This window comes from Sinomonas atrocyanea (genome assembly GCF_001577305.1).
Taxonomy (GTDB): Bacteria; Actinomycetota; Actinomycetes; order Actinomycetales; family Micrococcaceae; genus Sinomonas; species Sinomonas atrocyanea.
Genome location: NZ_CP014519.1, coordinates 49,960 through 73,898, shown reverse-complemented (window position 1 = coordinate 73,898; position 23,939 = coordinate 49,960). Strand labels below are relative to the sequence as shown.

Genomic DNA, 23,939 nt, shown 5'->3' with positions numbered 1-23,939 from the left:
CCACCAATCACACACGAACAACGTAAGGACAGAACAATGCACCTTGAAGCGCTCAACCTCGCCGCGGACGTCCTGGCCGCAATCCCCAACCCCTCCCCGGAGGAGCCCCCGGGCGGTGCCGGGTTCCTGAAGATCCTCGGCTGGGGCGCGTGGATCGTGTTCGGCCTCGGTGTCCTGGGCATCCTGTTCGCCGCGGGCAAGATGATGATCGACCAGAAGAGCGGGCACGGAGGCGGCCAGCACGCCCAGTCCCTCGGCATGGTCCTCGTCGGCTGCATCGTCGCCTCAGTGGCCTCGGGCATCGTCGGCGGTGTCGTGGCGGCCGCCGGGGGCATGTCATGAGCCAGCCCACCGAAGGCCAGGGCCCCCCTCGGGACCAGAGCCCGTGGACCCGGCCCCGGTTCATCGCCAGCGCCGCCGTCGTCGTGGTCCTCGCCGCCCTGGGGCTCGTCTATCTGGCGCTGCCCTCCCCGAGCAACGGGCAGGACCCTGCGGGCGTCCCTTCGGCGACGGCCACCGCCACCTCCACCGCCCAGGCCGGCCAGAGCGCGTGCGGGCTTCCCGCTGGGGACCAGCGCTACCCGTCCGTGGGCCTGCCCACCAAGTGGGAGCTGCTGGGCCGGGTCGCCGTCCCGACCGATCCCAAGGGCATCGGCCCGGGCAGGACCGACGGGAGCCTGCGTACCTGCTACCAGCACAGCCCCACCGGAGCCCTCTACGCCGCCGCCAACATCATCGGCGCAGGCGCGCTCCCGGGAGGAAAGGCACTCGTCCTCAAGAACCTGACAGCGAAGTCCCCGATGAGGGACCAGGCGCTGGCCACACCATCCCCGAACGACGCAGTAGACCCCTCGCTCAGCACTCAGATCGGCGGGTTCAAGATCGTCTCCTACTCAAGTGACACAGCCACGGTCAGCATCGGCCTCAAGACAACGCAGGACTCCCATACCGCCTACGGCTCGGCCACCTATGCGCTGCGGTGGGAGGGCGGGGACTGGAAGGTCGTCCTGGAGGACAGCACGTATTCGACCTCATTGACCGACCTGAGCGGCTTCGTGCCGTGGACGGGGATCTGACATGCTGCCGATGATCGTTCCCGCGAAGGAATGCCTACCGGTCGACGTCGGATGTGTGGGCGGCGAGCTCGTCAAGAACGCAGCGGTTGCAGCCGCAACCGGCAGCCTGGACCAGCTCCGGGACTCGGTGATCGAGGCGTGGGGGAAATCGATCGCGTGGCTGGGCACCTTCTGGGTGAACGCGGACACCACGCCCGTGATCACTCCGGGCACCGTCGACCAGCAGTCTGACGTGGTGTGGTGGGCGCAGAACCAGCTGTGGTGGTACACCCTCGTCCTGGTGGTCTTCGGCATCCTCGTCGGGGCCGGCCGGCTGGTGTGGGAACAGCGCAAGGAGCACCTGACCGGGATCGTGAAGCAGCTGATCACCTTCATTCTGGTGACAGGCTCCGGGGTGGCGGTGCTCCAGCTGCTCATCACCGGCTTCGACGAGATGGCCAAGGCCCTGCTGGCCAATGCCACGAAGGGGACCGGGTTCGCGCAGAGCGTCGCGGGGATGATCTCCCTGACCGGTGGCCTCGGGGTCCTGCTGGCCATCCTCTTCGGACTGATCGCGGTCCTCGTGTCCCTGGTGCAGCTGGTGATGATGGTGTTCCGCTCCGGGATCCTGATCCTGCTGGCCGGTGGCCTGCCCACCGCGGCGGCGTTCACGAACACCGAGACGGGCAAGCAGTGGTTCCAGCGGTTCTTGTCCTGGCTGATCGCCTTCACCCTCTACAAGCCGGCGGCCGCGCTCTGCTACGCGGTGGCCTTCAAGCTCACCGCCTCGGACATCTTCGCCTCCGCCGATGGCGGAGTGAAGGTCATCGTGGGGCTGTCCCTGATGGTCCTGGCACTGGTGGCGCTGCCTGCGCTGATGCGCCTGGTCACCCCCATGGTCGCCGCTGCGGCCAGCGGGGGAGGGGGCACGGCCGCGATCGGCGCCGCGGCCGGCTCCCTGGCCACCGGCGCGATCGACCGCGCGCTCAGCCGCGGGGGACGCAGCAGCGCTGCCCACACCAGCAACAGCAGCAGCAGCAGCAGCACGAGCAATAGCAGCAAGACCGATCAGCAGGCCTCCGGGGCCACGGCGAGCCCGGCCCAGCCCAAGGCCGCCTCCGCTGCACCCTCTGGGGCGAGCGCGGGAGCAGCGGGCAGCACGGGTGCCGGGGCAGCGGGAACCGGTGCCAGCGGGGCAGGTGCCGCCGCCGGCCCGGCCGGGGTCGCAGCGGCCGTCGGCGTGCAGGCCGTGAAGAAGGGCGCAGCCGCCGTGCAGGGCGCCGCAGAGTCAGCAACGGGCGAAGGCCCGTCCGGAAGCGGGGGGAAGTAGGGATATGAGCGAGCAGACCACATACACGGAGCCGACGTACGGGAACTGGCGGCGGCCGCGCACCGCGGGCGTCGGCAGGCTGGGCGCGCTGGAGACCTGGGCCATGATCACGGCGCTGCTGGTGCTGCTGTTCGTGTTCCGTCTGGCCGGCCCGGTCTGGGGGTTCATCACCTTCCTCGTGATGGGCGTCGCTCTGGCGGTGTTTACGGTGCGGGACCGGCACGGGCAGTCCCGGATCAGCCGCATGGTCGCCAAGCGCGCGCACAGGAATGCCGTGGGCCGCCGTACGAATCTCTACCGCTCCGGCCCGGTGGGGCTGGTCCCGTCCGGGACGGCGCAGCTGCCGGGTCTTCTGGCCAAGTCGCAGCTGCACCAGTTCACGGACTCGTTCGACCGGGCCTTCGCCCTGGTCTTCATGCCTGACACCAATCACGCCACGGTGGTGATCGAGTGCGAGCCCACGGGGCTGGCCCTGGAGGACCCGCAGACGATTGACGCCTATGTGGCGAATTGGGGCGGCTGGCTGTCCGATCTGGGCAAGCAGTCGGACGTCGTGGCGGCGTCCGTGACGGTGGAGACGGCCCCGGACTTCGGGGTCCGGCTGCGCCAGGCCGTGGACACCCGGCGTGACCCGGATGCCCCGGAGGCGACGGTGCAGATGATGGAGGAGGTCAAGGCGACCTTCCCGCAGTCGGCCCCGGTGACCCGGGCCTTCCTCGCCGTGACGGTCACCGCGTGGCGGCAGGGCGCTCCGCGTCCCCGCAAGGTCGAGGACCTGGGGATCGATCTGGGCGCACGGCTGGGCAAGCTCACCGAGCACCTTGAGCAGTGCGGGGCCGGCGACGCGCACCCGGTCACCGCCCAGACCCTCTGCGAGGTGGTGCGCAGCGCCTACGATCCCGCGGTGGCCCGGCACATCGCCGCCGCGCACGCCGAGGAGGTCACTCCGTCGCTGTCCTGGAACGACGTCGGCCCCATCGCCCACAACGCCGGGTGGGAGTGGTACCGGCACGATTCGGGGTTCTCGAAGTCGTGGGTCATGTCGGTGGCCCCGCGGGGGGAGGTGTTCTCGAACGTGCTGGAGGCGATCCTGTCTCCGACCGGGGACGTGGACCGGAAGCGGGTGACGTTCCTCTTCCGCCCGGTGTCGGCAGCGAGGGCGATGGACGTGGCGGAGAAGGACGTCAATGCGGCCAAGAACCGGGCGGCCTCGACCGGCACGCCGAACTTCCGGGCCATCGACGACTACGCCAAGACGGTCCAGACCGCCAGGGAGGTCGCCAAGGACGCGGGGATGCTCAACTTCGGTGTGGTCATCACGGCCACGATCCGCAACGCGGAGGATGCCCTGGCCGTCAGCTATGGGGTGGAGGACCTGGCCGCGGAGTCCCAGCTGACCGTCCGGCCCGCCTATGGGGCCCAGGACACCGCCTTCGCCGCGTCGCTGCCGCTGGGGCTGGTCCTGCCCGACTACGTCATGGTCCCCTCCAAGATCCGAGAGGCAGTCTGATGAACCCGCTGAACCTGCTCCCCAGGCCCGTCCCGCGCAGCCGGCACTTCGGCCCGCTCAAGCGCGGGTACCGGATTGCCGGCGGCGGGTATGCGAACCTGCTGGACCTGCCCCCGGAGTTCCGCGGCTCGTCCCGGCAGGTGTGCGGGCTGTGGCCGTTCTCCTCCGGCTCGGGGGCCCCGCTGGCGGGGGCGCCGCTGGGCCAGCAGATGATCACCGGCCAGGTGGTCGGGCTCGACCACTTCGGAGCCTTCGAAGAGGGCCTGATCCCCAACCCGTCCGTGTACTTCATGTCCAACCCGGCCCTGGGGAAGTCCACCGCCGTGGGGAAGATGTGCCTGTGGCTGGCCTACCGGGGCGTTCCGAGCATGTACCTCGGCGACGTCAAGGGCGAGCACGTCCTGCGCACGCGGAAGGCTGACGGGAAGGTCAACCGCCTCGGCAGCGGGCGCGGCTACCTGAACCCGCTGGACCCTGGGGGCTCGGCCGGGGCGGTCGAGCGGCTGACTGGCACGCTCCGGGAGGAAGTGGCCCGGGGCGCGCACGAGCAGCGCAAGGCCCTGATGATGGCCCTCATCACCGTCTCGAGGGAGTCCAAGCCCTCCGAGCAGGAGGACCTGATCCTGGGCCGGGCGCTGGAGATCCTCTACGACCGGCACGACGGCGTGCCGGTGGTGCGGGACCTGGAGAAGCTGATCGCCGAGGCGCCGGCGGACCTGCGCACGGTGGTCCTCGACCGGGGAGACATGGACCGCTACCTCGACGCCACCGACGCGCTGCGGACTTCCCTGATCGGCATCGCCACCGGCTCCGGCCCGCTGGGGGACATGTTCTCCCGGCACACCACCGAGCAGCTGGATATGACCCGTTCCGTCTGCTTCGACCTCTCGGCGCTGCCCGACACGCAGCCGCAGAAGCAGGCCGCCGGGCTGCTGGCCTGCTGGTCGGTCGGGTTCGAGGCCGTGAACACCGCCCAGGTCCTCGCCGACGCCGGCCTGGAGCCGCGGCGGAACTACAACATCGTCCTGGACGAGTTCTGGCGCGCCCTGCGGGTCGGGCGCGGGATCGTGGACAAGGCCGACTCCCTCACCCGGCTCAACCGCAACGAGGGGGTGGGGCAGATGATGATCTCCCACACCCTCAAGGACTTCGAAGCCGTGGCCGACGAGACGGACCGCGCGAAGGCCAAGGGCTTCGTCGAACGCTGCGCCATGGTCGTCCTCGGCGGGCTCGGCGCCAAGGAGCTGTCCGAGGTCGAGCACTTCCGCCGCCTCACCCGGCAGGAGAAGCGCCGGGTGGAGTCCTGGGCGGACGTGAAGAAGATCACCACCAACCAGCACGGCAGGACGGCCCCGTACGGGCGCGGGAAGTTCCTGGTCAAGCTCGGCCAGGCCCCCGGAATCCCCGTCCAGATGCGCCTGACCGGCGTCGAAGACAGGATCTCGGACACCAACACCCGGTGGGAGAGCCTGCGCAAGCAGGGCGCCTCCACCGAGGAGATCGAGCGGGAGATCTTCGGAGAAGAGGGGCAGGACACCATAGAAGGAGCAGACAGTGCAGCAGCGTAGGACCTCGCACGTCGCCCCGGGCACCTGGGCCCTGTTCATGGGCATCGGCCTGGTGGTCGCCGTCGTCCTGGTGGTCGACGCCGGAGTGTACGGCGGGTCGTGGGTCAGCCGGGACGGGCAGAAGCTGCCCCTGAACCCGATGGAGGCCCCCTTCGGGCTGATCGCGGGCCGCCTCCGCTGGTCGGCGGCGTCCACAGGCTGCCTCGCCGCCGTCCTGGTCCTCATGGCCCTGCTCGTGGCCCTGGTGGCCTGGTTCCGCGTCCGCGCCGCCAAGGGCCGCTCCCGCGTCGACTACAAGGCCGCGCAGATGGGACGGGGCAAGGACATCGCCATGCTCACCGAGCGGGGCGCACGCCGCGCGGCCAGGCGCTTCGGGCTCACCTGGCCCGGGATCTTCCTCGGGATCTCGGTCGCCGGGCTGTCCCGGCTCGTGGCCGACGTCGAATCCGTGGCGCTGTCGATCTTCGGCCCCCGCCAGGGCAAGTCCACCTCCCAGGTCATCCCGGCGGTGCTGGACGCCCCGGGCGCGGTCGTCTCGACCTCGAACAAGCCCGACGTCATCGACGCCACGCGCCTGCCCCGGCGCCTCAAGGGCACCGTATGGGCGTTCAACCCGCAGAAGATCAGCCCCGACCGGGCCAGCTGGTGGTGGAACCCGCTCAGCTACGTCGTGGACGACGAGCACGCCCAGAAGCTCGCAGACATCTTCAAGGTGGCCGGCCGCGGGCCGAACACGAAGGGCGAGGACCCCTACTTCGACAACGAGGGCCGGGACATGCTCGCGGCCCTGCTGCTGGCCGCCGCCCTGGGGAAGAAGCCGATCGTGACCGTCTACGACTGGATCACCGGCGGCAACGTCGGGATGAAGGAGCCCCAGGCCATCCTCGCCGCCGCCGAGGACGGCAAGTACGCCGCCTACGGCTTGGCGCTGGAGGCGCAGCTCCAGCTCGACCCGGGCCAGCGCGACGGCATCGTGGGCACCGCCAAGGCCATGTGCGCGGTGCTCAAGTTCACCGGTGTCCGCGACTGGGTGAACCCGACCGGCCCGGACGACGCCCGCCCCCAGTTCAGCCCCGCCCAGTTCGTCCGGGGCACGGACACCCTGTACCTGCTCTCCAAGGAGGGCGGCGGGTCCGCGGCGGCGCTGACAACCGCGCTGACCGTCGCCGTGGCCGACGCCGCCGAGGCCCACGCCATGACCCAGCCCTTCCGCCGCCTGCCGGTACCGCTGGTGTTCGCCCTCGATGAGATCGCCAACGTGTGCGTCTGGAAGGACCTGCCCGACAAGTACAGCCACTTCGGCTCCAAGGGCCTGCTGCCCATCGCCTGGCTCCAGTCCTACAGCCAGGGGGAGGAACTCTGGGGCGAGAAGGGGATGCGGAAGATCTACTCCTCCGCCACGGTCAAGGTCATCGGCTCCGGCCTGGACGAAGAGGGCTTCCTGCGCCAGGTGTCCTCCACCCTCGGGGAATACCGCTACGACACGGTCAACGTCACTGCCGGGGACCGCCGGAGCGTGTCCACGAGCCCGGACGGCGGCAAGGAGCACATCTGGACCGTGGGCGACCTCGCGGCCATGCCGATCGGGCGGGCCATCGTCAAGCGCGCCGGAGCGCCCGGGGCTCTCATCAAGACGGTGCGGTGGATGGACACCCCGCACGCCGATGCCGTCTGGTTCTCCCTCGACATCAACGACCCCACGCCCGAGAGCGCGAAGAAGGCGGCAGAGGCCCAGGCCCGGCGCACCGCGTGGACGCCGTTCGAGCGCCTGGTGCTAGGCCGCACGGGCGAGAAGCCGGACGCCCTCGTGGACGCCTACCGGGCCGCACTGAACATGCAGCAGAACAGCAGCCTGCAAATGCAGCAACCCATCAACACAGTTCCCCAGCCGATGCCGGCGAAGGCCACGGCTGCCTCGAAGTGGCTTCAGGCGGCACGCCATGACTGAACGCTCCCATATGCCAGAGCCGGTCGACGCCTGGGACGAGTCCCCGGAGGAGGCCGCGGCGGCCGCCGCCGTGGACGGCGGGGAGGACGGGCGAGGCTTCCTGCTCAGCGTCACGGACGTCCTCGCCCAGATCGCCGAGGAAGCCGAGCCCATCAAGGCCGGCCGCTGGCGGTCCCTCGTCATGCACGGCAAGGCACCGGCCCCACTGGACTGGGAGCCACCCCAGTGGGACTACGACGCGGTGGAGGCGTGGATCCACCGGGCCCTGGAGGGCGGAACACTCAAGCCGGCCCCGAAGGCGACTTCCGAGGCGGTCCCCGAGCCCGAGCTGGTGTACGGGTCCACAGCGGAGTGGGTGACCAAGTTCCTGGTGCCGGTCTACCGGCGCCAGCTGACCGCCACAGGGGACAAGACCACCTGGTGCCCGCAGTGGTGGAAGCACGCGGAGGCGATCATCCGCCTCGAGGCCCTGTGGCGGGCGTGGGAGCACCTGCGCCTGGACGGGCGCACCGGCATGAGCGTGTGGCTCAAGGACCATCTGGACCACCATCTGCCGGTCCTCACCGACGCCACCAGCGGCCCGTTCAACGGCTGCAAGCCGGACCGGCACGCGGAGAGCCCCCTGGGCCAGTTCCAACTGGTGGCCCCGCCACCGGCGCTGTTCCCCGACGTGCGCGAATCCAAGGATGAAGGAGGGACCCAGTCATGAGCACTCACCACTCAGACGGCGTGGGCGAGGCAGTGGACGACATGCTGCGCCAGGCGGTCATGGTCGCCGCCCGGATCGGCGAGATCGCCGCCCGGGCCAGGCAGGACCACCTCGCCCAGGCCCGTGCGGCCTCCGAACGGGCAGGCCGCGAGCTCGCGGCCCGCTTCGAGGCCGAGCGCGGGGCGGCGCGCGCCTCCCTCGCCGGGGCCCGGTCCGACTCCTGGTGGGCCGAGGCCGACCCGGAGCGGATCGGGGCCGCGTACAAGACGGCCGTGTCCTGGGCCGGCCAGGACGCGGAGATCGACCAGATGCTGCGGCACATGGACGAGCAGCTGGCCGAGCGCGGCGTGCACGTCACGGCCTCGATGCCGGGCCGGGTCACCGACCTGCTGCGCTCACGGCAGTGGGTCGCCGAGCACGATCCGTTCATGGACGGGGCGTGGACCCGGGAGATGAGCCAGGCCCGCAGCCCAGAGGAGCGGGACCGCCTCAACGTCGCCCTGGTCAGCGCCTGGCTGGCCCGTCCGGAGGCACAGCAGGCCGACGCCGCTGCCAACGAGCTGGAGGCCGCGAAGGCCTGGGCCGCCTCTGCCGACCCGGAGCGGTTCGCGCAGTGGACCCGCAGCCACGCCGCCGCCGACACGGTGGCGGCCGCGCGGTCCGACGAGGCCGAGCTGATCCGCCGCTGGAAGGCCGAGACAGGCCAGCCCGCCGAGGCACAGGCTGCGTCCGTGGAGGCAGACAAGCTCACCGGGGATGCCGTGCGGGAGGCCGGCGCCGCGGACGGCCACCGTGCGGACGGCGACCGGGCCATAGGCCGATCCCAGGGGTGGGAGGGGGTGGCGGACCTGGACGGCCCCTCCGAGGAGGATCTGGTGTGGGCCGCTCGGCAGGAGCAGCAGCGGGAGGAGTCCGGGGCGCACGATGAGTGGGACACGGCACAGCGGCGCGGGGAGTTCGCCGCCTCCCTCCAGGGCCTGGCCGACCAGACTGCCGTGGACGCCCGCGTGCTCGCCGACGTCAGCCAGGGCACCCATCCCCGCCAGGCCGTCGCCGCGGCCCCGCGCGACGCCCCCGCGGCGCGCCCGAACAACAGCGCTGCCCGCAAGGCCCAGCTGACGAAAGGAAGCCGTTGATGCAGCTGAGCGCGAAGGGCTGAGCCCTGAATCTCGCCATCGGGAATGACAACTATCCCTGCGCGTCCTATCGGCTGGCTTAGCAGCCATCACAGGCCGGCAGCACCCCGCTGCCGGATAACGACCGTCCCCAGCATCCTCTTTCTTGGCTGGGGGCGGTCGGTTTTGCGGGCGCCATTCTGTTCTGAACACGCGCTGAAGGGGATCCCCCATCGCTCAAGCCGGGAGGACAGGTCAGAGCGCTTCGTAGCTCTGCCCGTGGGGGCCGACGAGTGCCCGCGGCACACCGTCCACCGCGACGACGGTTCGCCCACTGATCGGCCCGGTGAGCTGACCGGTGATGCTGGGCAGGACGTGCTCGCCCTCGTTGCTGATCCACGTCACGTCCGGCATGGAGCGCATGAGCTCGACGAACCGTGTGCGCCGGTCGGGTTCGAGGTAGACGAGCACGGCGCTGTGGAAGACGACGATCCTCGAGCCGCGGGGTGCCTGGGCAACCAGCGAGGGGACCGTCTCGAGCAGGTCCCCGCGCAGCAGTGCCGGCGGCTCGGCTGCAGCGATGGCCGCGGCAGTGCCGAGCCTGGTGCGCCGGGCGTCGTGCTCTGGCCAGACGAGCGCTTCGAGCCACTCGACCTGGGCCGGGTCGCCGGCGTCGAGAGGGTTGAGGTCGACGCCTGAGCGGGAGACGACCTCGGGCAGCCGGCGCGGGACGCTCACCGGGTCGATGCGGCAGGGCAGCTCGACCGCGCTCGGCCCCGCAGGCGGGTCGAGCGAGACGATGCCGTCCCCGGTGTCATAGCGGTAGCTGTACCTGTCCGGATAGAGGCACAGGCCAGCCGAGGCCCCTGCCTCGATCAGTGCCAGCGGCCCCTCAAGCTCGCTCAGCACCGGCAGCAGCACCGCGCACCGGCCGGCTTCATTGGTCTGCGTGGACCGTTCCCGGATGACAGGCTCCACCTCGGCCCAGTGCAGGACGAGCCAGGAACGGAACTCCTTGTAGGGGGCCGCTGCCGCGCCCTTGAGCCGTGCGGCTGCGAAGACGAGGTTCGGCTGGCGCTTGTGCCGTGGCAGCGACTCGATCAGTCCCAGGACATCCGGGTCCTCGGCGATCGAGGCCGCCCAATCGAAGTAGACGGGCGAGACGCCCCGCGCCTCGACATCCGCGAAGATGCGGTAGACCTCCGAGGTCGCACTCTGCATGAGCCCAACCTATGCCACTGGCTTGCACCCGGGCGCTGCGCAGCGCCAGGCCGACACGCCGACCGACTAACGCCTCACATTTCCGCGCCCCGGGAGGGCCTCCATTCACTCAGTGCACTCGGTATTTGAAGCCGATGTGGGAGCCTGCGAAACCGAGGCGCTCGTAGAAACGGTGAGCGTCGCCACGGGCAGCATCGGAGGTCATCTGGACCAGATCCACAGCAATAGATTCCGCTGCCGGGCCGACGGCCCACTCCATCATGGCTGTACCGATCCCTGACGAGCGCCGTGCGCTGCTCACCCGGACAGCCTCGATCAGGAGGCGGGTTGCGCCCCGTCTGGCCATCCCGGGAATCCTCGTCAGCTGCATCGTTCCGACGATGGCCCCGTGCCCGTCCTCCACAACGACCACTTCGTTCGAGGGATCGGCGAGGATCTCCGCCAAGGCCCGCCGGTACGCCGCCCGGTCACCCGCGGCGGCGACGTCGCCGCGGGCAGCGCTGGTCGGATCGTCCGAGAGCAGGCCCATCAGCTCATCAAGATCGTCCTCTGCCGCACGCCGCAGTGTCACCTCCCCGCTTCGGGTCTCGAGGGCGACAGGCAAGTTCAGCGATGCGAGCATGGCTTCACGTTCCCATGAACGACGGCGCGCCCACGGCATTGCAGGGTCGCCGATGGGCACGCCAGATCACAGGCAGGCAGATCGGCAAGGGCCCTCCTGACCAGATCGCGCGCGGCACCGTGCTCGCGCACACCGGGGCGCTCGGCGAGGTCTGCGGCCACTGCAAGGCGAGGGACTTCGCGGCCTCGGAGGATGCTGGCGTCCTTGACGACGTGGAGAAGCACGTTGGCCGGCGCCTGGCGGCGCCATGCGTCGCCCGGCGCCGTTCAGTCGGCGCGGCCGCGGCGTCCCGCGCGCTGCGCGAACTCGTCGAGCGCCCGGAGCACCTCCTCGGAGCGCCAGTTGCGGCCCATCCTGTGCTTGTTCACCCCCACGACCACGCCCGCCTCCTCGAGCAGGCCCATCGCCCGCCAGGCCGTGGTGGCGGAGAGGCCGAGCTCCTCCTCGAGGACCCGCGAGGTGACCACCGGCTGGCGCTCCAGCAGGTCCATGACCTTCCAGACGGCGTTGTCCCCCCGGGCGGTGACCTTCCCGTTCCAGCCCTCGCGGGCCTGGGCGATGTCGGCTGCCAGACGCCGCCCGTTCTCGATGGCCCGGAACGCGGCCGCTGCTCCCATGCGCACGATCTCGTCAGGCTGGCCCTCGCGGTAGGCGTCCAGTGCCCGGTGGTAGGCGCGCACGTCGACGAGCAGCCCGGCGGAGATCGGCACCGTCACGTTCCGGGTGAGCCCCTTGCCGCGCAGGATCGCTTGGAGGAGCGCGCGCCCGGTGCGGCCGTTGCCGTCGGTGAACGGGTGGATGGTCTCGAACTGGGCGTGGGCGAGCATCGCGTGTGCGAGCACCTGGATGTCGTTGCGGCGCACGAATTCCGCGAGGTCCTCGATCAGGCCGGGCACGCGCTCGAAGCGCGGCGCGACGTAGTCGGCGCCGACTGGACTGCTGGCGCTGGTGCCGATCCACACCGGCTCCTCGCGCCAGCGGCCCGCCTGGGCCGGGTCGGCGTGGGCCATGAGGGCCCGGTGCATGGCGAGGATGCTCTCCGGGGTCGTGTCGTCGGCCGCGGCCAGGGCAGCGCGCATCGCCGCGACGTTGTCCACGACGAGGGTCGCGTTGCGCTTGGAGGTGTCGCCGAGCTCGGCCATGGCGACGCTGCGCGCGCTGGCCGAGACGTTCTCGATCATCGACGAGGAGACAGACTCGGTGCGCAGCAGGACCGAGGCGAACGGCGCGAGCCCGGACCCGAGCTCGGCGTCGAACTCGCGCACGGCCACGGCCGCGTCCTCGAGCTCGGCCGCGAGCCTGCCCGAGGGCGCGTAGGACGCCGTGCCGATCAGCGCCGGCACCGCGGCACGGTACCTCGCGGTCCGCTCCCCCAGCGCTGCGCGCGGGCCGAACTCGTGGCGGCTGGTCCACTCAAGCGGCTCATCCACAACAGGGGGCCACGCCGCTGCGGGGACTTCCTGCACGGTCATCCGCCCTCCAACCTGAGAATCCATTCCGACGATCTTTTCAACTACCGTCCTAGTTGAAAAAATTCTAGCAGGATTTTTTCAACTGGTTTCGGACATGAAAACCGCAAGCGGACTCCGTTCCATCTGCGCGAGGCACAGGTCGGCCGCTCGAGGTCGGGGCATTCCGCCGTGTCGTGGCCGCACAGCTGTGCCGAGGGGTCCCCATGGCCGACTATGGGGCCATGAAGAAGCTCCTGCTGATCGTCCTGTGCTTCATCCTCCCGCCCCTGGCCGTGTTCTTCCACGAGGGCCTGACCCGCAAGGTGCTCTGGGCCATCCTGTGGCAGCTGCTCGGCCACGTGCCCGGCATCATCTACGGCATCTTGGTCGTCACCAAGGATCCGGCCAAGTAGGCCTGCGAAGGCCGACAACCAGAGGAGGCATTCCTGTGTTCGAGGAAAGGGTCGAGGGCGAGGACCTCGTCAGGCGCATCGAGGGACAACACCCAGTATCTGGAGCGTGTGGAGGAATACGACACCGAGCGGGTCGCTGAGATCCGCTCGGCCGGTCGGGCAGCCGGCAGGAACCTCGGCAGGAAGGTCACGACCCACCGCACCCCACCGCGCGACGGAGTCGTGGTCATGTACGTCGGGATCGCCGACTTCACCGATGAGGAGCACGAGCGGATGGACCGCCAGTCGGCCGAGCTCGTCAATGAGGCGCTCAAGCACAGCGGATGGCCGCCGACCGGCTGAGATACCGACCGGCGCGAGCGGAGGCCCACTGACGGATCGCTGAGCGAATCGTCCATCTGCCCGATCAAAGGATCGTCGGCTAGTGGTCGGTTCCGCCACGGAAGTGAGCGAGGGCTTCGGCAAGTGTCGGAGAACCCTGGTCTGAGCGCCGGCGAAGGAACCCTAGGATGTCCCAGACCTCAGGGGATTTCAGATCCTCCCGGTCCAGAACGAGAACCGGGAGGCCCCACGCGTCGACATTCCAGCGCCAGGACGACTGCTCCTCGCACAGCAGGTCGCCCACGTAGTAGGCAACCTCGGCCATGATGGGGCCGTCGATCTGGATCTCCCGGTTGGTGATGGCGCGGTCGAGAACCTCGACGCCGTCCGCGCCGCGCAGGCTCAGCCCGTGGAGAGCCGCCCACTGGACCAGGAGCGGATAGGAGCCGATCCGGGGCACGTCGACGGTCCTGAAGCGGTCGGGCTGGTCCGGGTCGACCGGCTCGTACGCGGCATAGCCGCGCTTGGGGTAGTCCCCACCCCACGGGCGCGGCAGGCGCCTCATCCGGCGACCCCGATCAGAGTCCACGCGGCCAAAGTACCAGCGACGAGCACCATTCCACACGCGTCCGGTGCAGGATCGCCGAACGGCACGCGGACCTTCGGTTCCGGTTCCGTCCTCAGGGGTGCTGTGCTTCCCCTTTGCCGAGCATGAACCCGAGATTCTTCCTCAGGTCCTCGGCGGATTTTGGATCGAGGACCAGGCTGAGGTTCCTTGTCCCGTCCTGAGGATGAGTCGTCTCGACATCGAGCTCGATCATGTTCCGCCCATCGAACGTCTTCGCGACGTGATGGGCAACCACCTTGGGCGGAACGTCGGCACCCATACGGAGGTAGTGAGTCCTGGAGTCCAGGAGCCACATTTCACCGCCCATCAGGCGTCTGAGATGTGCATGGCAGACAGGTGCCTGCTGCAGCGGGGCGAAGTTGTAGGTGAAGACATCACTGGACGAATTGGGGCAGTGGAGCACACGGCACTCGGGCATGCCGTCAACCTATTCCGGTTCTCCTTGGCTCGCCACGTGCTCTGCCTTGGATTAGTTCCTCAGTACGGGGACGGATCCATAATGAGGGGCTGTAAGCGGGCAGCGCTACGGATGTTCGGGGAAGGCGCCCGCGGTACGCCAGGCCTCGCCGGAGTCGTCGAGGTCGAGCTTGCAGTTGCGGAGTCTGGCTATGAAGTTCCGCCGGGCGGAGAAGTCATTGGTCAGCTGGACGTAGTTGAGGCCGTCGATATCGCTCAGGGGTCTGACGTCCCCTACGCGGACCAGGACGACGCCCTTCTGGTTCAGTGCCATGGCCCAGCCGGCTTCGAATACGACATTCTGGCGGGCCTGACCGTGCGGGACAGCCTCGCGGGGATTGTCGGTGGGTGTGCCGTATTCGGGCTTCACGCGGCCGAGGTCGTCAGGCGTCATCAGCACGACGACGGCGTCCGCCATCTCGATGCCTGCACGGACGATGTCCAGGGTATGCGGGCTTCCGCTGTCGACTCCGCGGAGGGCGTCGGTCCATGTGACGATTCGGAGATCGAGGGCGTCGAGGAACTGCGCCAGGGCCTTGTAAGCCTTGTCGTCCCTTCCTCGGACGACGAAGACGTAGCGTTTGGTCTTTGCGGCGTGGTCATAGGCCGAGGCGTGCGCGGGGGCTGTGGTCCTTGGTCTCTTGAATGACCTCCGGTCCGTGGTGTCGGTTGCCGTTCGCTTGGACGCTGGGGCCGGGGCGCTGCCTCCGGTGTCGCGGTCGAGCTGCCTGTAGAGGTCCACCGACTCGGCGCTGCCGCGGCGGAACGCGGCAGACATTCCCGATTGGGGGAGCCTGCATATTCAATGAGGTCGACCAGGTCGTCGCTTCCGCGGGCATTGAGCTCCCTGACGAGATGGGTGGCCTTGCGCATCTTGTTGGGGCTGCTTGACGGGTCGAGGGGAGCGACGTCAAATCGGAGATAGAGCCCCTCGATGATGGAGTGCGTTGCATTCAATTCGAGCAGCCGCGCAAAGGCCTGTTGCGTTGCTCCGCTCAGTACCGCCATGGTTCTCCCCCGAAGTCGATTTGCTGAACCGATACTAAGGCCGGAGGGACCGCGTGCTTCGGACCAGGGGAGGCACGGGTCTGAGAGGCGCCCCTTAGCCGGCCGACCAACGCGCCGTGCGGCACCTCACCATGTTGCCAACCGGCTCGGCGCCGACCAGAGGAGCGTTTACCCGGCGCGAGGACATGTCCGGTGAAGGTACGACAAGCGCACCTCCGAGTCACCGAAGCACCGCCTCATGAGTGGTCCTGAGTCAAGCCCCGTCACCCTGGTCCTCGTTCTGGTTGACATAGTCACTCGGGGAGCGTCATGCCGAAAGACTAGGCGTTTGGAATGACATCCCTCAGCGTCCGCGTCCGCGGTCCCTCTCGGGGCCTGCGCTGCGTGCGCCGGACTGGGTCTGCTCTGGGGCATTGCCGGGGGCAGTGGTCGGGGCGTCCGGGAACGACTGGGCGACGAGGCGTTGCACCGTCTCCTCCTCGCTCTCAACGCGTGGTGCGGCGGCGAGCCAGCGGGACCCGGCGGCCGGGGCCTGCTCAGTCGCGTGCTGGGTCTGGAGGGCCTGGAGGTCTGCTCGGACGATGGTGAGCTTGTCCATGGCCGCGGCCCTGACACGCTCGGCGTCGCCGAGTCTGCCGGCGGTCTTGTGCATGTCGTGGATGGCGCGCATGGTGTTGCGCAGTTGCGCCAGCAGCAGGGCGTGGCCGGCTGCCGTGGACGGTCCCACGGAGGTCTGCATCAGCAGCATGCCCGCGCCCTTCGCGCTCGGCATGGGCGCGTGCTCGACCCCGGGCGGGAAGCGGCGCAGCTGGGCCGTGCGGGCCAGCGCCTTGGCGGTGGCCGCCAGCGGACCAGGCACCGCCTCGGTGCGCAGGCTCCAGGCGGCGAAGGCACCGGAGGTTTCGCGCGCGGCCTGGGCCCAGAGGGCGTCATCGTCGAGCGGAACCGTCTTCATCCGCTCGTAGAGCTGGCCGACTTCGGCGGTGGCCTTCTCCCACTCGGCAGCGGTGGGCTCGTGGACCTCGCGGCCCTCGGTGGTCGGGCGCTTCCCCTGGGCGGCCGCCTGCCATTCGGCAAGGGCTGCGGCCACGGTCTCGTCCGTGACGTTCCAGCCCTTGCGCAGCTGCGGCAGGGTCAGGTCCCGGGCGATCTTTCCGCCGCCGAACCACACCGGCCTCTCCGCCCTGCTCTCCGGCCGGAGGGCGACTGAATAGCCGGCAACGGCCCCGGTGCCGCCCTGGGCGAAGCGGGGTCGCACGAGGACCCCGGAACGGCGCAGGCGCCGGACGAACTCGGCCTCGTCCATGCTCGCGGTGGACGCCGCGCGCAGGACCCGCTGGAGCCGGTCACGGTCCAACTCTGCCGCGCCCATCGCGACGGTCCGCTCCCGTTCCTTGGGGTGGTAGCCGCGCTCGGCATGCGGCCCGCGCACGACACGCAGACCGTGCTCCTCCTCGAGCTCCGCGCAGGCGTCCTGGGCGCGCTTGAAGTCCTTGTGCTGGCTCCACCGGGTGCCGTCCTCCCGGACCATGGAGACCGCAACGTGGATGTGGTCATTGCCCGCCTTGCTGGACCCATGGTGGATGGCAATCCACCGGCACGGCGGCTTGCCGTCGCTGCCGGTGAAACCCATCTTCTCCGCGAAGCCGTGGGCGATCTTCCCCCACGCTTCATCACTGAGCTGTCCTTCATCGGCGGACAGGCTCAGCGAGACGTGGAAGACGTGCCTGGCCCCTTCCTTGCCGGCACCGAAGACGGACTTGGGGATGTCCATCTCGCGGCCGAGAGCAAGGGCCGAGTCGGCGTCCAGGCGCTGCCCGACCTCGACACTGACGATCGACTCGGACGCCGCGAGCAGACGCTGGTCCCTGTGTTCGTTGGAGCGACCCGGGCCCACCAGGTAGTTGATCAGCCCGACCATGCGGTCGCCCTTGGTGACGTTCGGGATCATGGGCGCATCACCTGCACCACGGCCTCGTCAATGCGGGCCATGAGACGACGCGCAACGGCCACCGCCGCGGCGGCGTCATCGGGGAATTCCCCGGTCGCATTCGCGTGCCGGGCGATCTGGTTCATGTTGTTCGAAACAGCCCCGAGAAGGGTCCGGATCCCGAGCAGCTCCTGCGCGAGGTTGCGGCGGTCGAAAGCAGTCTCCCCCGGCTGGGCCATGGCGCTCTCGAACAGCAGACGCGGCGCCGTCACACCCTGCTGCTCGGCCTTGACGACGACGGCGGCCTTCTCCTCCGGGGAGCACCAGACCTTGATGTACTCCGTACGCCCGCCCTTCTCGTTGTCACGGCGCGACTTGCCGAGGCGGCGTACCGTCTTGGCCTCGCCCATGACGCTCCTTCCGGCCCAGCGCAGCGACCCCAATCCTCGGGGACTCACACGCCAGTGTGCCAGAAGCCCGACCCCAGGTCGAGCTTCCAAGCAATTTACGGGCACGTAAATGTATAGCTTGCTCCTCCCCGGGGGATCCGTCGGTTTCCGAAACCCTCGGATCGGCGACCACAAAACCATGCCGCACAGGGGGTGCTTCGTTAGGCTGGTGCCATGGACCTTCAGCAGATCGAAGAGGCCGCGAACCGCAAGCTGGAACAGGACCGGAACGACCGGATCACCGCCGTGCGCGAGTACGCTGCGGCTGCCAAACGCAGCGCTGAAGCCCGCGCCGAACTCGCCGCCGCCGACGAGGACCACCTCGCCAAGTACCGCGCCGCCATCCGGCACGGCTGGACCGAATCGGACCTGAAGGGATTCGGCATCGAGCCGCCCACCAAGAAGCTCGGCGGCCGGCCCCGCAAGCCCCGCACCGCGCCCCGGTCACGCACCCCCGAAACCGTGCCGGAGTCCCCCGCAGTCGAGCACTGACCGCTGCCGTCCTGCCGGCCGCCGTGGTCACCTGAAGAGGGCCTAGGACGAGGCCCTGGGCGGCCGGCATGGGGGACGGAGCGGAGGGGAACCGGCGGACGGTTCCCTCCTTCTAGGACGGCTTCATTCCGCGGACGCCGAATCGTGCGAACCATGCGGACGGGCCCACAAGGATTCCCGCAGCACCCAGCCCGCGATGACACAGACGCGGGTCACACACTGCCGACGGCTACCGCCCCCGGCCGAGGTCCCTCCGCTGGGCCGGGGTGTGCCCCTTCGCTTCCTCTCCCGAGCGTCCCCCGCCGCCCCGGGCGGCGCGCGGGAAAGTGACCGCCACGAGCCCCGCAAGGGCCCGCGTCTCCTCGTCCAATCCGTCCGGCTCCGCCGCAGCGGCGGGCTCAGCCGGGCCGCTGCGCGCGGCGATCGCAGCGTCCACCCGTTCCACCTCAGCACGGGCGGCCGCGAGTGCCTCGCCGTGCTTGAAGGGCCGGTCGAGCATGGCCTCGGCCTCTGCGATCTTCCCCTCGGCCTCCGCCGCCCGGTCGGCCGTTCGCTGCGCGAGCCGCGGCAGGCCCGCGACGCGGTTCTCAAGCTGGCGGATGGTCCCGAGGTCGGCCTTGATCAGGGCGTCCCGGTCGAGCTCGAACGACGTCCGCGGCACACCGTCCAGGCTCAGCTCGGCGGTCGGCTTCTGTCCCGGGAACGGGGCGATGAGCCGGGCCCGGACCGCGTGCCCGCCGACCTCGGCGAGAACGCCGAGGTCGGTGCGCGCGTACGGGTTGATCACGTGGTGCGAGTTCGCCGCAGCCCAGTCCTGCACGGCCGCGGCCGCCTCCGTCCGTGACGTGAACCGCGCGCCCCGGACGGTCATCGCGAACGCCTCCCCGGACGTGTCCACCGCCCGCTCGGCGGCGGCCTCGATGAGGGGCAGGTCCGCCGTTGCCGAGGCGAGGGCGGTGCGCTCGGCGGCGCGGGTGTGCTCGACCGCGACGAGGTTGCGGTGGTGGGCCCGCTCGAGCCTGGACAGCCGGTTGTACTCCTGGTCGGCGTTGGCCTTCTCCAGCACCAGCGGGTTGCCCGAGGTGATGGCCTTGGCCTGGGCGAAGGAGAGCGTGTTGTCCCCGATGTCCTCGATCTCGCGCACGTCGAGGCGGCCCTTCATGATGGCGTTGATGAAGCGGCTCTTCCGCTCCAGCCCCTGCCACATGAACGAGTCGAACGACCCGACAGTGACGAACTGCGAGATGCGCACCTCGGGGTTCTGGTTGCCCTGGCGGATGATCCGCCCGTGGCGCTGCTCGACGTCGGCCGGCCGCCACGGGGCATCCATGTCGACCAGATGGACCGCGCGCTTCTGGATGTTCGTCCCGACGCCCATCTTCTGCGTCGAGCCGACCAGGACCGCGATGTGCCCGGCCCTCGCCTCGGCGAACAGCCGCGCCTTCTCCGAGTCGTTCTTCGCCTCGTGCATGAACCGCACCATGTGCCCCGGCACCCCGCGCACGACAAGCTGGCGCTTGAGCTCGTCGTACACGTTCCACCCCTGGCCCGGGGTGCCCTGGTCGCAGAAGACAATCTGCAGAGCACCCGGCACGGGGTCCGGCTCCCCCGTCGCCGGATCCGTGTACACGGCGTCCTTGTTCTCGGCGTAGACCCGGGCGATGAGCGCCGCCGCGGCGGACGCCTTCGTCTCCCCGAAGGGCTCCAGCACCGGGTCGACCAGGCGCATGTCCAGGGCGGCCTTGCGCCCGTCCGTGGAGACCTTGAGCATGTTGTCCTCACTCGGCTCCACACGGCGGGCCTCGATCGCGTCGACGCGCTCCCCGATCCGGGCGATGTACTCGGTCAGCTCGGGGGTCGGCTCCACCGGGTGCAGCTCGGGCGCCCGGTGCCCGTCCACGGCCCGCTCCGCCAGGGCGGGGACGGGGAGGTGCAGGTCCTCGGCGGTCTTGACGTCGGCGAAGGTGTGGAACAGGCGCAGCAGCTCGGGCACGTTCTGGAACTTCGCGAAGCGCGCCTTGAGCTTGAACCGGTCGCCGCCGGCGACGGAGAGCTCCATCTCCTCCACGACCTGTCCGAACGTCGCCGCCCAGGTGTTGAAGTCGCCGATCCCTGCGTCCTGGAGCAGGTCCGGGCGCAGGTAGCGCTGCATCACGTACATCTCCGTGACCGAGTTCGCGATGGGGGTCGCGGTCGCCCCGGTGATCACCCGCCGGCCTTCCCGGGAGCGCAGGTACTCGGCCTTCATGTGCAGGTCGGAGGCGCGCTTGGAGCCCTGGATCGCCGCACCCGGGATGTTCGAGGGCGTGTCGAGGTTCTTGTAGTCGTGCAGCTCGTCGACCACGAGGTAGTCGATGCCCGACTGCTCGAAGCTCAGCCCCGGATCGGTCGGCTTGTCCAGCAGCGCCTTGACGGTCTCCTCGCGGGCGAGGATCCGCTTCTCCATCCGCTTCACCAGCCCGGCCCCGGCCATCCCCGCACCCTGGGCATGGGCCTTGACCGCTTCGAGCTCGGCGCGCAGCCTCTCCAGCTCGCGTTCGGTGTAGGAGGCCTGAGCCTCGTCGCTGAGCGGGAGGCGTTCGAAGGCGGTGCGGGTCATGATGACCGCGTCCCAGTCGTTCGCAGCTACGCGGGCGACGAAGCGGCGGCGGCGGTCCTTGGCCAGGTCGTCGATGGAGGCGGCCAGGATGCGGGCCTGCGGGTAGAGCTGGAGCCACTCCCGCCCGAACTGCTCGAGCATGTGGTTGGGGACCACCACGGCAGGCTTGTTCGCCAGGCCCAGGCGCTTGAGCTCCATCACGCCCATGACCATCTCGGCCGTCTTGCCCGCACCGACCTGGTGGAACAGCCCGACGGCGGGCTCGGCGACCATGCGGGCCACGGCCGCGCGCTGGTGCGCCCGCGGGGTGAAGTCCTTCGCCAGCCCCGGCAGGGTCAGGGCCTGCCCCTCGGCGGTGTAGTCGCGCAGGACGATCGCGTTGAACCTGTCGTTGTACTCCCCCAGCAGCCGGGTCGCCCGTTCCGGGTCCTCCCAGACCCATTCGCTGAAGCGCTCCTGCAGGGCCTGGGCCTTCTCCTGCGCCGCGGCGGTCTCGACCTGGTTGATCACCCGGCGCCCCTCTGCCTCGTCGGTGGCGCGGACGGAGCGCTGTTCGAGCAGCTGGGCGAAGATGTCGGAGGCGGGCATGCGTCCGGTGCCCCACTCGCTCGTGGCCAACAGGGAGTGGCGGCCGGCCTTCACGTCCCACATCGAGCCCGTGCCCACGACGCTCGCCCGGGGGTCGGCGAGGATCTCCTGCAGGAAGGCCTGGTGGTCTGCCGGGCTGATCCACACCGCGCCGATGCGGGCCTCGACCTCGTCCATGCGCAGCGGCTCCGGCTGCACGGCGCGCAGCGCCGAGACGTTGCCGGCGAACCGCCCGTCGGCCTCGGCGGCGGCCTCGGCCTCGCGCAGCTTGGCCCGCACGTTCCCGGACAGGTACGCGGCCCGGGTCTCCAGCTCCCCCGTCTTGGGATCCTCGTAGACGGACTCGCCGAGCCGGGTGCGGGCGTCGGCCTCATCGGTGCCCAGCAGGTGCGCGACAGTGGCCAGGTCCACCTCCCCGGTGGTGTCCAGGGTGATCGCGAGGGCGTCCTCGGCCGTGTCCGCGCCGAGCACGGGCCGGCGCGGGGCGACCTGCCGCGCTGCCAGGAGCGGGGCCTCCTTGGCGGTGCCGGTGCTCTCGTCGTACTCCTCGAGGGCGAAGACGACCGGGCTCCACGGGTCCTGGCGGAACTTGGCCACCGCCAGCGGCACGCGCCGGCTCATGATCGGCTCGCCGTCCTCGTCCACCCGCCCCGTGGGGGTGAGCTTGAACCTGTTCACCGGCCCGTAGGCGGCCGTGTACTCCCGGTACTGGGTCCGCAGCCGCTTCGCGTGCGGCGTCGGTCTCCGGGGTGTCGTCGACATCGGCCGCCTCCAGCTCCAGCAGGGACCGGACGGAATCGCGCAGGCCGAGCAGGGCGGTGAGCTCCTCGGCCTGCGACCCCGCCTTCACCCGCGCGCCGCCCGATGCGGTGACGGTGAGGCCGGGGACGGGGAAGTCGATGTGGGCGCCGTCCTGGACGACGGTGAAGCCTGTCTCGGTGCGGGTCAGGTGGCCTTCCCACATGCCCCGCTCGGCGGGCACCCATGCTGCCCGCTCGGCGGTCTGCTCCGCGCTGCGGGCCGTCATGCCCTTCCCCTCGGCCAGGGCCCAGTCGGCGATCCCCGTCAGGGCCTCCTCCAGGCGCGCCGGGATGGCGGAGAGGTCGTCCGTGGTCAGGGTCAGCGTCGCCTCCCCGTACATCCCGTGGCCGACGTGCAGGTCCCCGAGGAGGTGCTCGGGGTGCTCGTCGAAGTACGCGTTGACCCGGGTTGTCTGCCCGTCGATCCGCTTGGCGTGCACCGTCTCCCACAGTGTGCTCGCCGGCTCCTGCCCAGGCTCGCGGCGGCGGAAGACCAGCAGGTCGGTCAGCGCCTCCGTGCCGGCGGCGCGGCGGTGCGCCCCGGTGGGCAGGCGGACCGCGCCGATCAGGTCGGCCATCGCGTTCATCTCCCGCCGGGCGGCAGGGTTCCCAGCGTCCAGGGTGAACGACGACGACAGGACCGCCACGAGCCCGCCGGGGCGGGTCAGGGCCAGGGACTTGATGATGAAGTGGTTGTGCATCGAGTGGCCGCCCGCGTTGTGGCGGGGGTCGTGGAGCACGAGGTCGGCGAAGGGCACGTTGCCCACGACGGCGTCGAAGTGCCCGGCGCGGTAGCGGGTGTCGGCGAACGACTCGTTGCGCACCTCGGCGTGGGGGTAGAGCTTCTGCGCGATCCCGGCCGTCACCGGGTCGAGCTCGACCCCGGTCATCCTCGCCCCCTCCGGGGCGAGGCCGATGAACGTCCCGGCCCCGGAGCCGGGTTCGAGGACCTCGCCCTCGGTGAACCCGAGCCGGGCCAACGTGCCCCAGACAGCCTTGGCGTAGGCGGCGTCGGTGTAGTGGGCGTTGATGGTCGTCCGCTTCGCCGCGAGGTACTCGCGCTCGCTCAGCAGCTCCTTCAGCTCCCGCCGCTGGACGGCGTGCTCGGGCCGGTCCTCATCGAAGATCTGCCACACGCCCTGCGCACCCCAAGAACCCCACCGCGCCAGGCGTGACCGCTCATCCGCAGTAGCCGGCCGGTCCTCGGCCTGCAGCGCGCGCAGGGTACGCAGCGCCTCGAGGTTCGCCTCGACCCTCGCCTTCGCACCCGATGGGGCGAGGTCACCCTGTCCGGACGGAACGAAGCGGTCTAGTCGAGCTCGTCCTCCTGCGAGCTCTGGTGCTCGTGCCGGTTGATCCACGCCAGCAGGTTCGAACCCGGGTCGCCCGGGTCCTCGTCCTCCTCGTCCGGCTCCTCCGTCTCGGGCGGGGCCAGGATCTCCGCCCGGGCGACCTCCTCGGCCTGGTTCCGGGCCGCGTTCAGCCGCCCGACCTTCTCCAGGTACGCCTCCCCCGGCACGTCCGGTCCGGCGATCTTCACCTCGAGGTCCAGCACCATCTCCATGGCCAGCTTCCCCAGGCCCGTGAAGAATGCTTCCGGGTCCTCCAGCGCCGCGTACCTCCCCGGGCACGCCTGCTTCCACATCGTCTCGGCCTGCCTGCCGTACCTGTTCATCCCGCTCCCCTTCCGATGCTCCCCACAATGCCTCCAGGTCGAAGCTCAGCT

The 23,939-nt window shown here is 70.1% G+C and carries 22 protein-coding genes; 11 read left to right on the top strand and 11 right to left on the bottom strand.

Features of this window, described 5'->3' with window-relative positions; all coding sequences use genetic code 11:
* The first annotated feature begins 36 nt into the window (after positions 1-36).
* The 8 genes from SA2016_RS20540 to SA2016_RS22550 are packed head-to-tail and all read left to right on the top strand — an operon-like array spanning position 37 to position 9,256.
* The gene (locus SA2016_RS20540; RefSeq protein WP_066503179.1) at positions 37-342 is read left to right on the top strand and encodes a hypothetical protein; all 306 of its coding nucleotides are present in this window, start codon (positions 37-39) and stop codon (positions 340-342) included.
* The gene (locus SA2016_RS20535; RefSeq protein WP_066503175.1) at positions 339-1,076 is read left to right on the top strand and encodes a DUF8175 domain-containg protein; all 738 of its coding nucleotides are present in this window, start codon (positions 339-341) and stop codon (positions 1,074-1,076) included. The genes SA2016_RS20540 and SA2016_RS20535 overlap by 4 nt, the downstream gene beginning before the upstream one ends.
* A 1-nt stretch (position 1,077) precedes the next feature.
* On the top strand, positions 1,078-2,385 hold the full coding sequence (locus tag SA2016_RS20530) for a TrbL/VirB6 family protein (RefSeq protein WP_066503172.1): 1,308 nt from the start codon (positions 1,078-1,080) through the stop codon (positions 2,383-2,385).
* 4 nt (positions 2,386-2,389) lie between these two features.
* Entirely contained in the window at positions 2,390-3,895 is a 1,506-nt protein-coding gene (locus SA2016_RS20525) for an SCO6880 family protein (protein ID WP_066503170.1), read from the top strand.
* Complete coding sequence (locus SA2016_RS20520; protein ID WP_066503168.1) at positions 3,895-5,463, top strand: putative type IV secretion/conjugal transfer ATPase; 1,569 nt, start codon at positions 3,895-3,897, stop codon at positions 5,461-5,463. The genes SA2016_RS20525 and SA2016_RS20520 overlap by 1 nt, the downstream gene beginning before the upstream one ends.
* On the top strand, positions 5,450-7,411 hold the full coding sequence (locus SA2016_RS20515) for a type IV secretory system conjugative DNA transfer family protein (protein ID WP_066503166.1): 1,962 nt from the start codon (positions 5,450-5,452) through the stop codon (positions 7,409-7,411). The genes SA2016_RS20520 and SA2016_RS20515 overlap by 14 nt, the downstream gene beginning before the upstream one ends.
* A complete protein-coding gene (locus SA2016_RS20510) occupies positions 7,404-8,120 on the top strand; it encodes a DUF4913 domain-containing protein (RefSeq protein WP_244932805.1) in 717 nt (238 codons plus the stop codon). Before SA2016_RS20515 ends, SA2016_RS20510 begins: the two co-directional genes overlap by 8 nt.
* Positions 8,117-9,256: a hypothetical protein gene (locus tag SA2016_RS22550; protein ID WP_066503160.1), complete on the top strand. Its 1,140-nt coding sequence runs from the start codon at positions 8,117-8,119 to the stop codon at positions 9,254-9,256. The genes SA2016_RS20510 and SA2016_RS22550 overlap by 4 nt, the downstream gene beginning before the upstream one ends.
* Before the next feature lie 234 nt (positions 9,257-9,490).
* Here the strand turns inward: SA2016_RS22550 and SA2016_RS20500 are convergent, their stop codons facing one another.
* The 3 genes from SA2016_RS20500 to SA2016_RS20490 all read right to left on the bottom strand — a co-directional run bounded on the left by SA2016_RS20500 (position 9,491) and on the right by SA2016_RS20490 (position 12,550).
* Complete coding sequence (locus tag SA2016_RS20500; protein WP_066503158.1) at positions 9,491-10,456, bottom strand: DUF2332 domain-containing protein; 966 nt, start codon at positions 10,454-10,456, stop codon at positions 9,491-9,493.
* A gap of 109 nt (positions 10,457-10,565) precedes the next feature.
* The gene (locus SA2016_RS20495) at positions 10,566-11,078 is read right to left on the bottom strand and encodes a GNAT family N-acetyltransferase (protein ID WP_066503156.1); all 513 of its coding nucleotides are present in this window, start codon (positions 11,076-11,078) and stop codon (positions 10,566-10,568) included.
* Between the two features lie 266 nt (positions 11,079-11,344).
* Positions 11,345-12,550, bottom strand: coding sequence for a Fic family protein (locus SA2016_RS20490; RefSeq protein WP_169803112.1), 1,206 nt, complete (start codon positions 12,548-12,550; stop codon positions 11,345-11,347).
* Between the two features lie 203 nt (positions 12,551-12,753).
* On the opposite strand from SA2016_RS20490, the gene SA2016_RS20485 reads away from it, so the two are divergent.
* Together SA2016_RS20485 and SA2016_RS20480 are read left to right on the top strand one after the other, a co-directional pair.
* Entirely contained in the window at positions 12,754-12,942 is a 189-nt protein-coding gene (locus tag SA2016_RS20485; protein WP_066503149.1) for a YqaE/Pmp3 family membrane protein, read from the top strand.
* Between the two features lie 108 nt (positions 12,943-13,050).
* Positions 13,051-13,284, top strand: coding sequence for a hypothetical protein (locus SA2016_RS20480; protein ID WP_066503145.1), 234 nt, complete (start codon positions 13,051-13,053; stop codon positions 13,282-13,284).
* A 79-nt stretch (positions 13,285-13,363) separates the two neighbouring features.
* Here the strand turns inward: SA2016_RS20480 and SA2016_RS20475 are convergent, their stop codons facing one another.
* The 5 genes from SA2016_RS20475 to SA2016_RS20455 all read right to left on the bottom strand — a co-directional run bounded on the left by SA2016_RS20475 (position 13,364) and on the right by SA2016_RS20455 (position 17,695).
* Complete coding sequence (locus tag SA2016_RS20475) at positions 13,364-13,852, bottom strand: hypothetical protein (protein ID WP_218918329.1); 489 nt, start codon at positions 13,850-13,852, stop codon at positions 13,364-13,366.
* A gap of 91 nt (positions 13,853-13,943) precedes the next feature.
* Positions 13,944-14,309 carry a hypothetical protein gene (locus SA2016_RS20470; protein ID WP_066503140.1) on the bottom strand — a complete coding sequence of 122 codons (366 nt, stop codon included), beginning with the start codon at positions 14,307-14,309 and terminating at the stop codon, positions 13,944-13,946.
* A 105-nt stretch (positions 14,310-14,414) separates the two neighbouring features.
* A complete protein-coding gene (locus SA2016_RS20465) occupies positions 14,415-15,125 on the bottom strand; it encodes a TIR domain-containing protein (protein ID WP_066503137.1) in 711 nt (236 codons plus the stop codon).
* 573 nt (positions 15,126-15,698) lie between these two features.
* Positions 15,699-17,306, bottom strand: coding sequence for a relaxase/mobilization nuclease domain-containing protein (locus SA2016_RS20460; protein ID WP_066503134.1), 1,608 nt, complete (start codon positions 17,304-17,306; stop codon positions 15,699-15,701).
* Complete coding sequence (locus SA2016_RS20455; protein ID WP_066503124.1) at positions 17,303-17,695, bottom strand: plasmid mobilization protein; 393 nt, start codon at positions 17,693-17,695, stop codon at positions 17,303-17,305. The genes SA2016_RS20460 and SA2016_RS20455 overlap by 4 nt, the downstream gene beginning before the upstream one ends.
* A gap of 213 nt (positions 17,696-17,908) precedes the next feature.
* Between SA2016_RS20455 and SA2016_RS20450 the strand changes: the two genes are divergently transcribed.
* Positions 17,909-18,226, top strand: a complete 318-nt coding sequence (locus tag SA2016_RS20450; protein WP_066503121.1) for a hypothetical protein — start codon at positions 17,909-17,911, stop codon at positions 18,224-18,226.
* Positions 18,227-18,455: 229 nt separating this feature from the next.
* Here the strand turns inward: SA2016_RS20450 and SA2016_RS22730 are convergent, their stop codons facing one another.
* The 3 genes from SA2016_RS22730 to SA2016_RS22425 all read right to left on the bottom strand — a co-directional run bounded on the left by SA2016_RS22730 (position 18,456) and on the right by SA2016_RS22425 (position 23,888).
* Positions 18,456-21,824, bottom strand: coding sequence for a helicase-like domain-containing protein (locus tag SA2016_RS22730; protein WP_503413214.1), 3,369 nt, complete (start codon positions 21,822-21,824; stop codon positions 18,456-18,458).
* Complete coding sequence (locus SA2016_RS22430; RefSeq protein ID WP_229710899.1) at positions 21,784-23,349, bottom strand: class I SAM-dependent methyltransferase; 1,566 nt, start codon at positions 23,347-23,349, stop codon at positions 21,784-21,786. Before SA2016_RS22430 ends, SA2016_RS22730 begins: the two co-directional genes overlap by 41 nt.
* A gap of 173 nt (positions 23,350-23,522) precedes the next feature.
* Positions 23,523-23,888 (bottom strand): TnpV protein, encoded by a 366-nt coding sequence (locus SA2016_RS22425; protein WP_229710898.1) that lies wholly within the window; start codon positions 23,886-23,888, stop codon positions 23,523-23,525.
* Between the last annotated feature and the right edge of the window lie 51 nt (positions 23,889-23,939).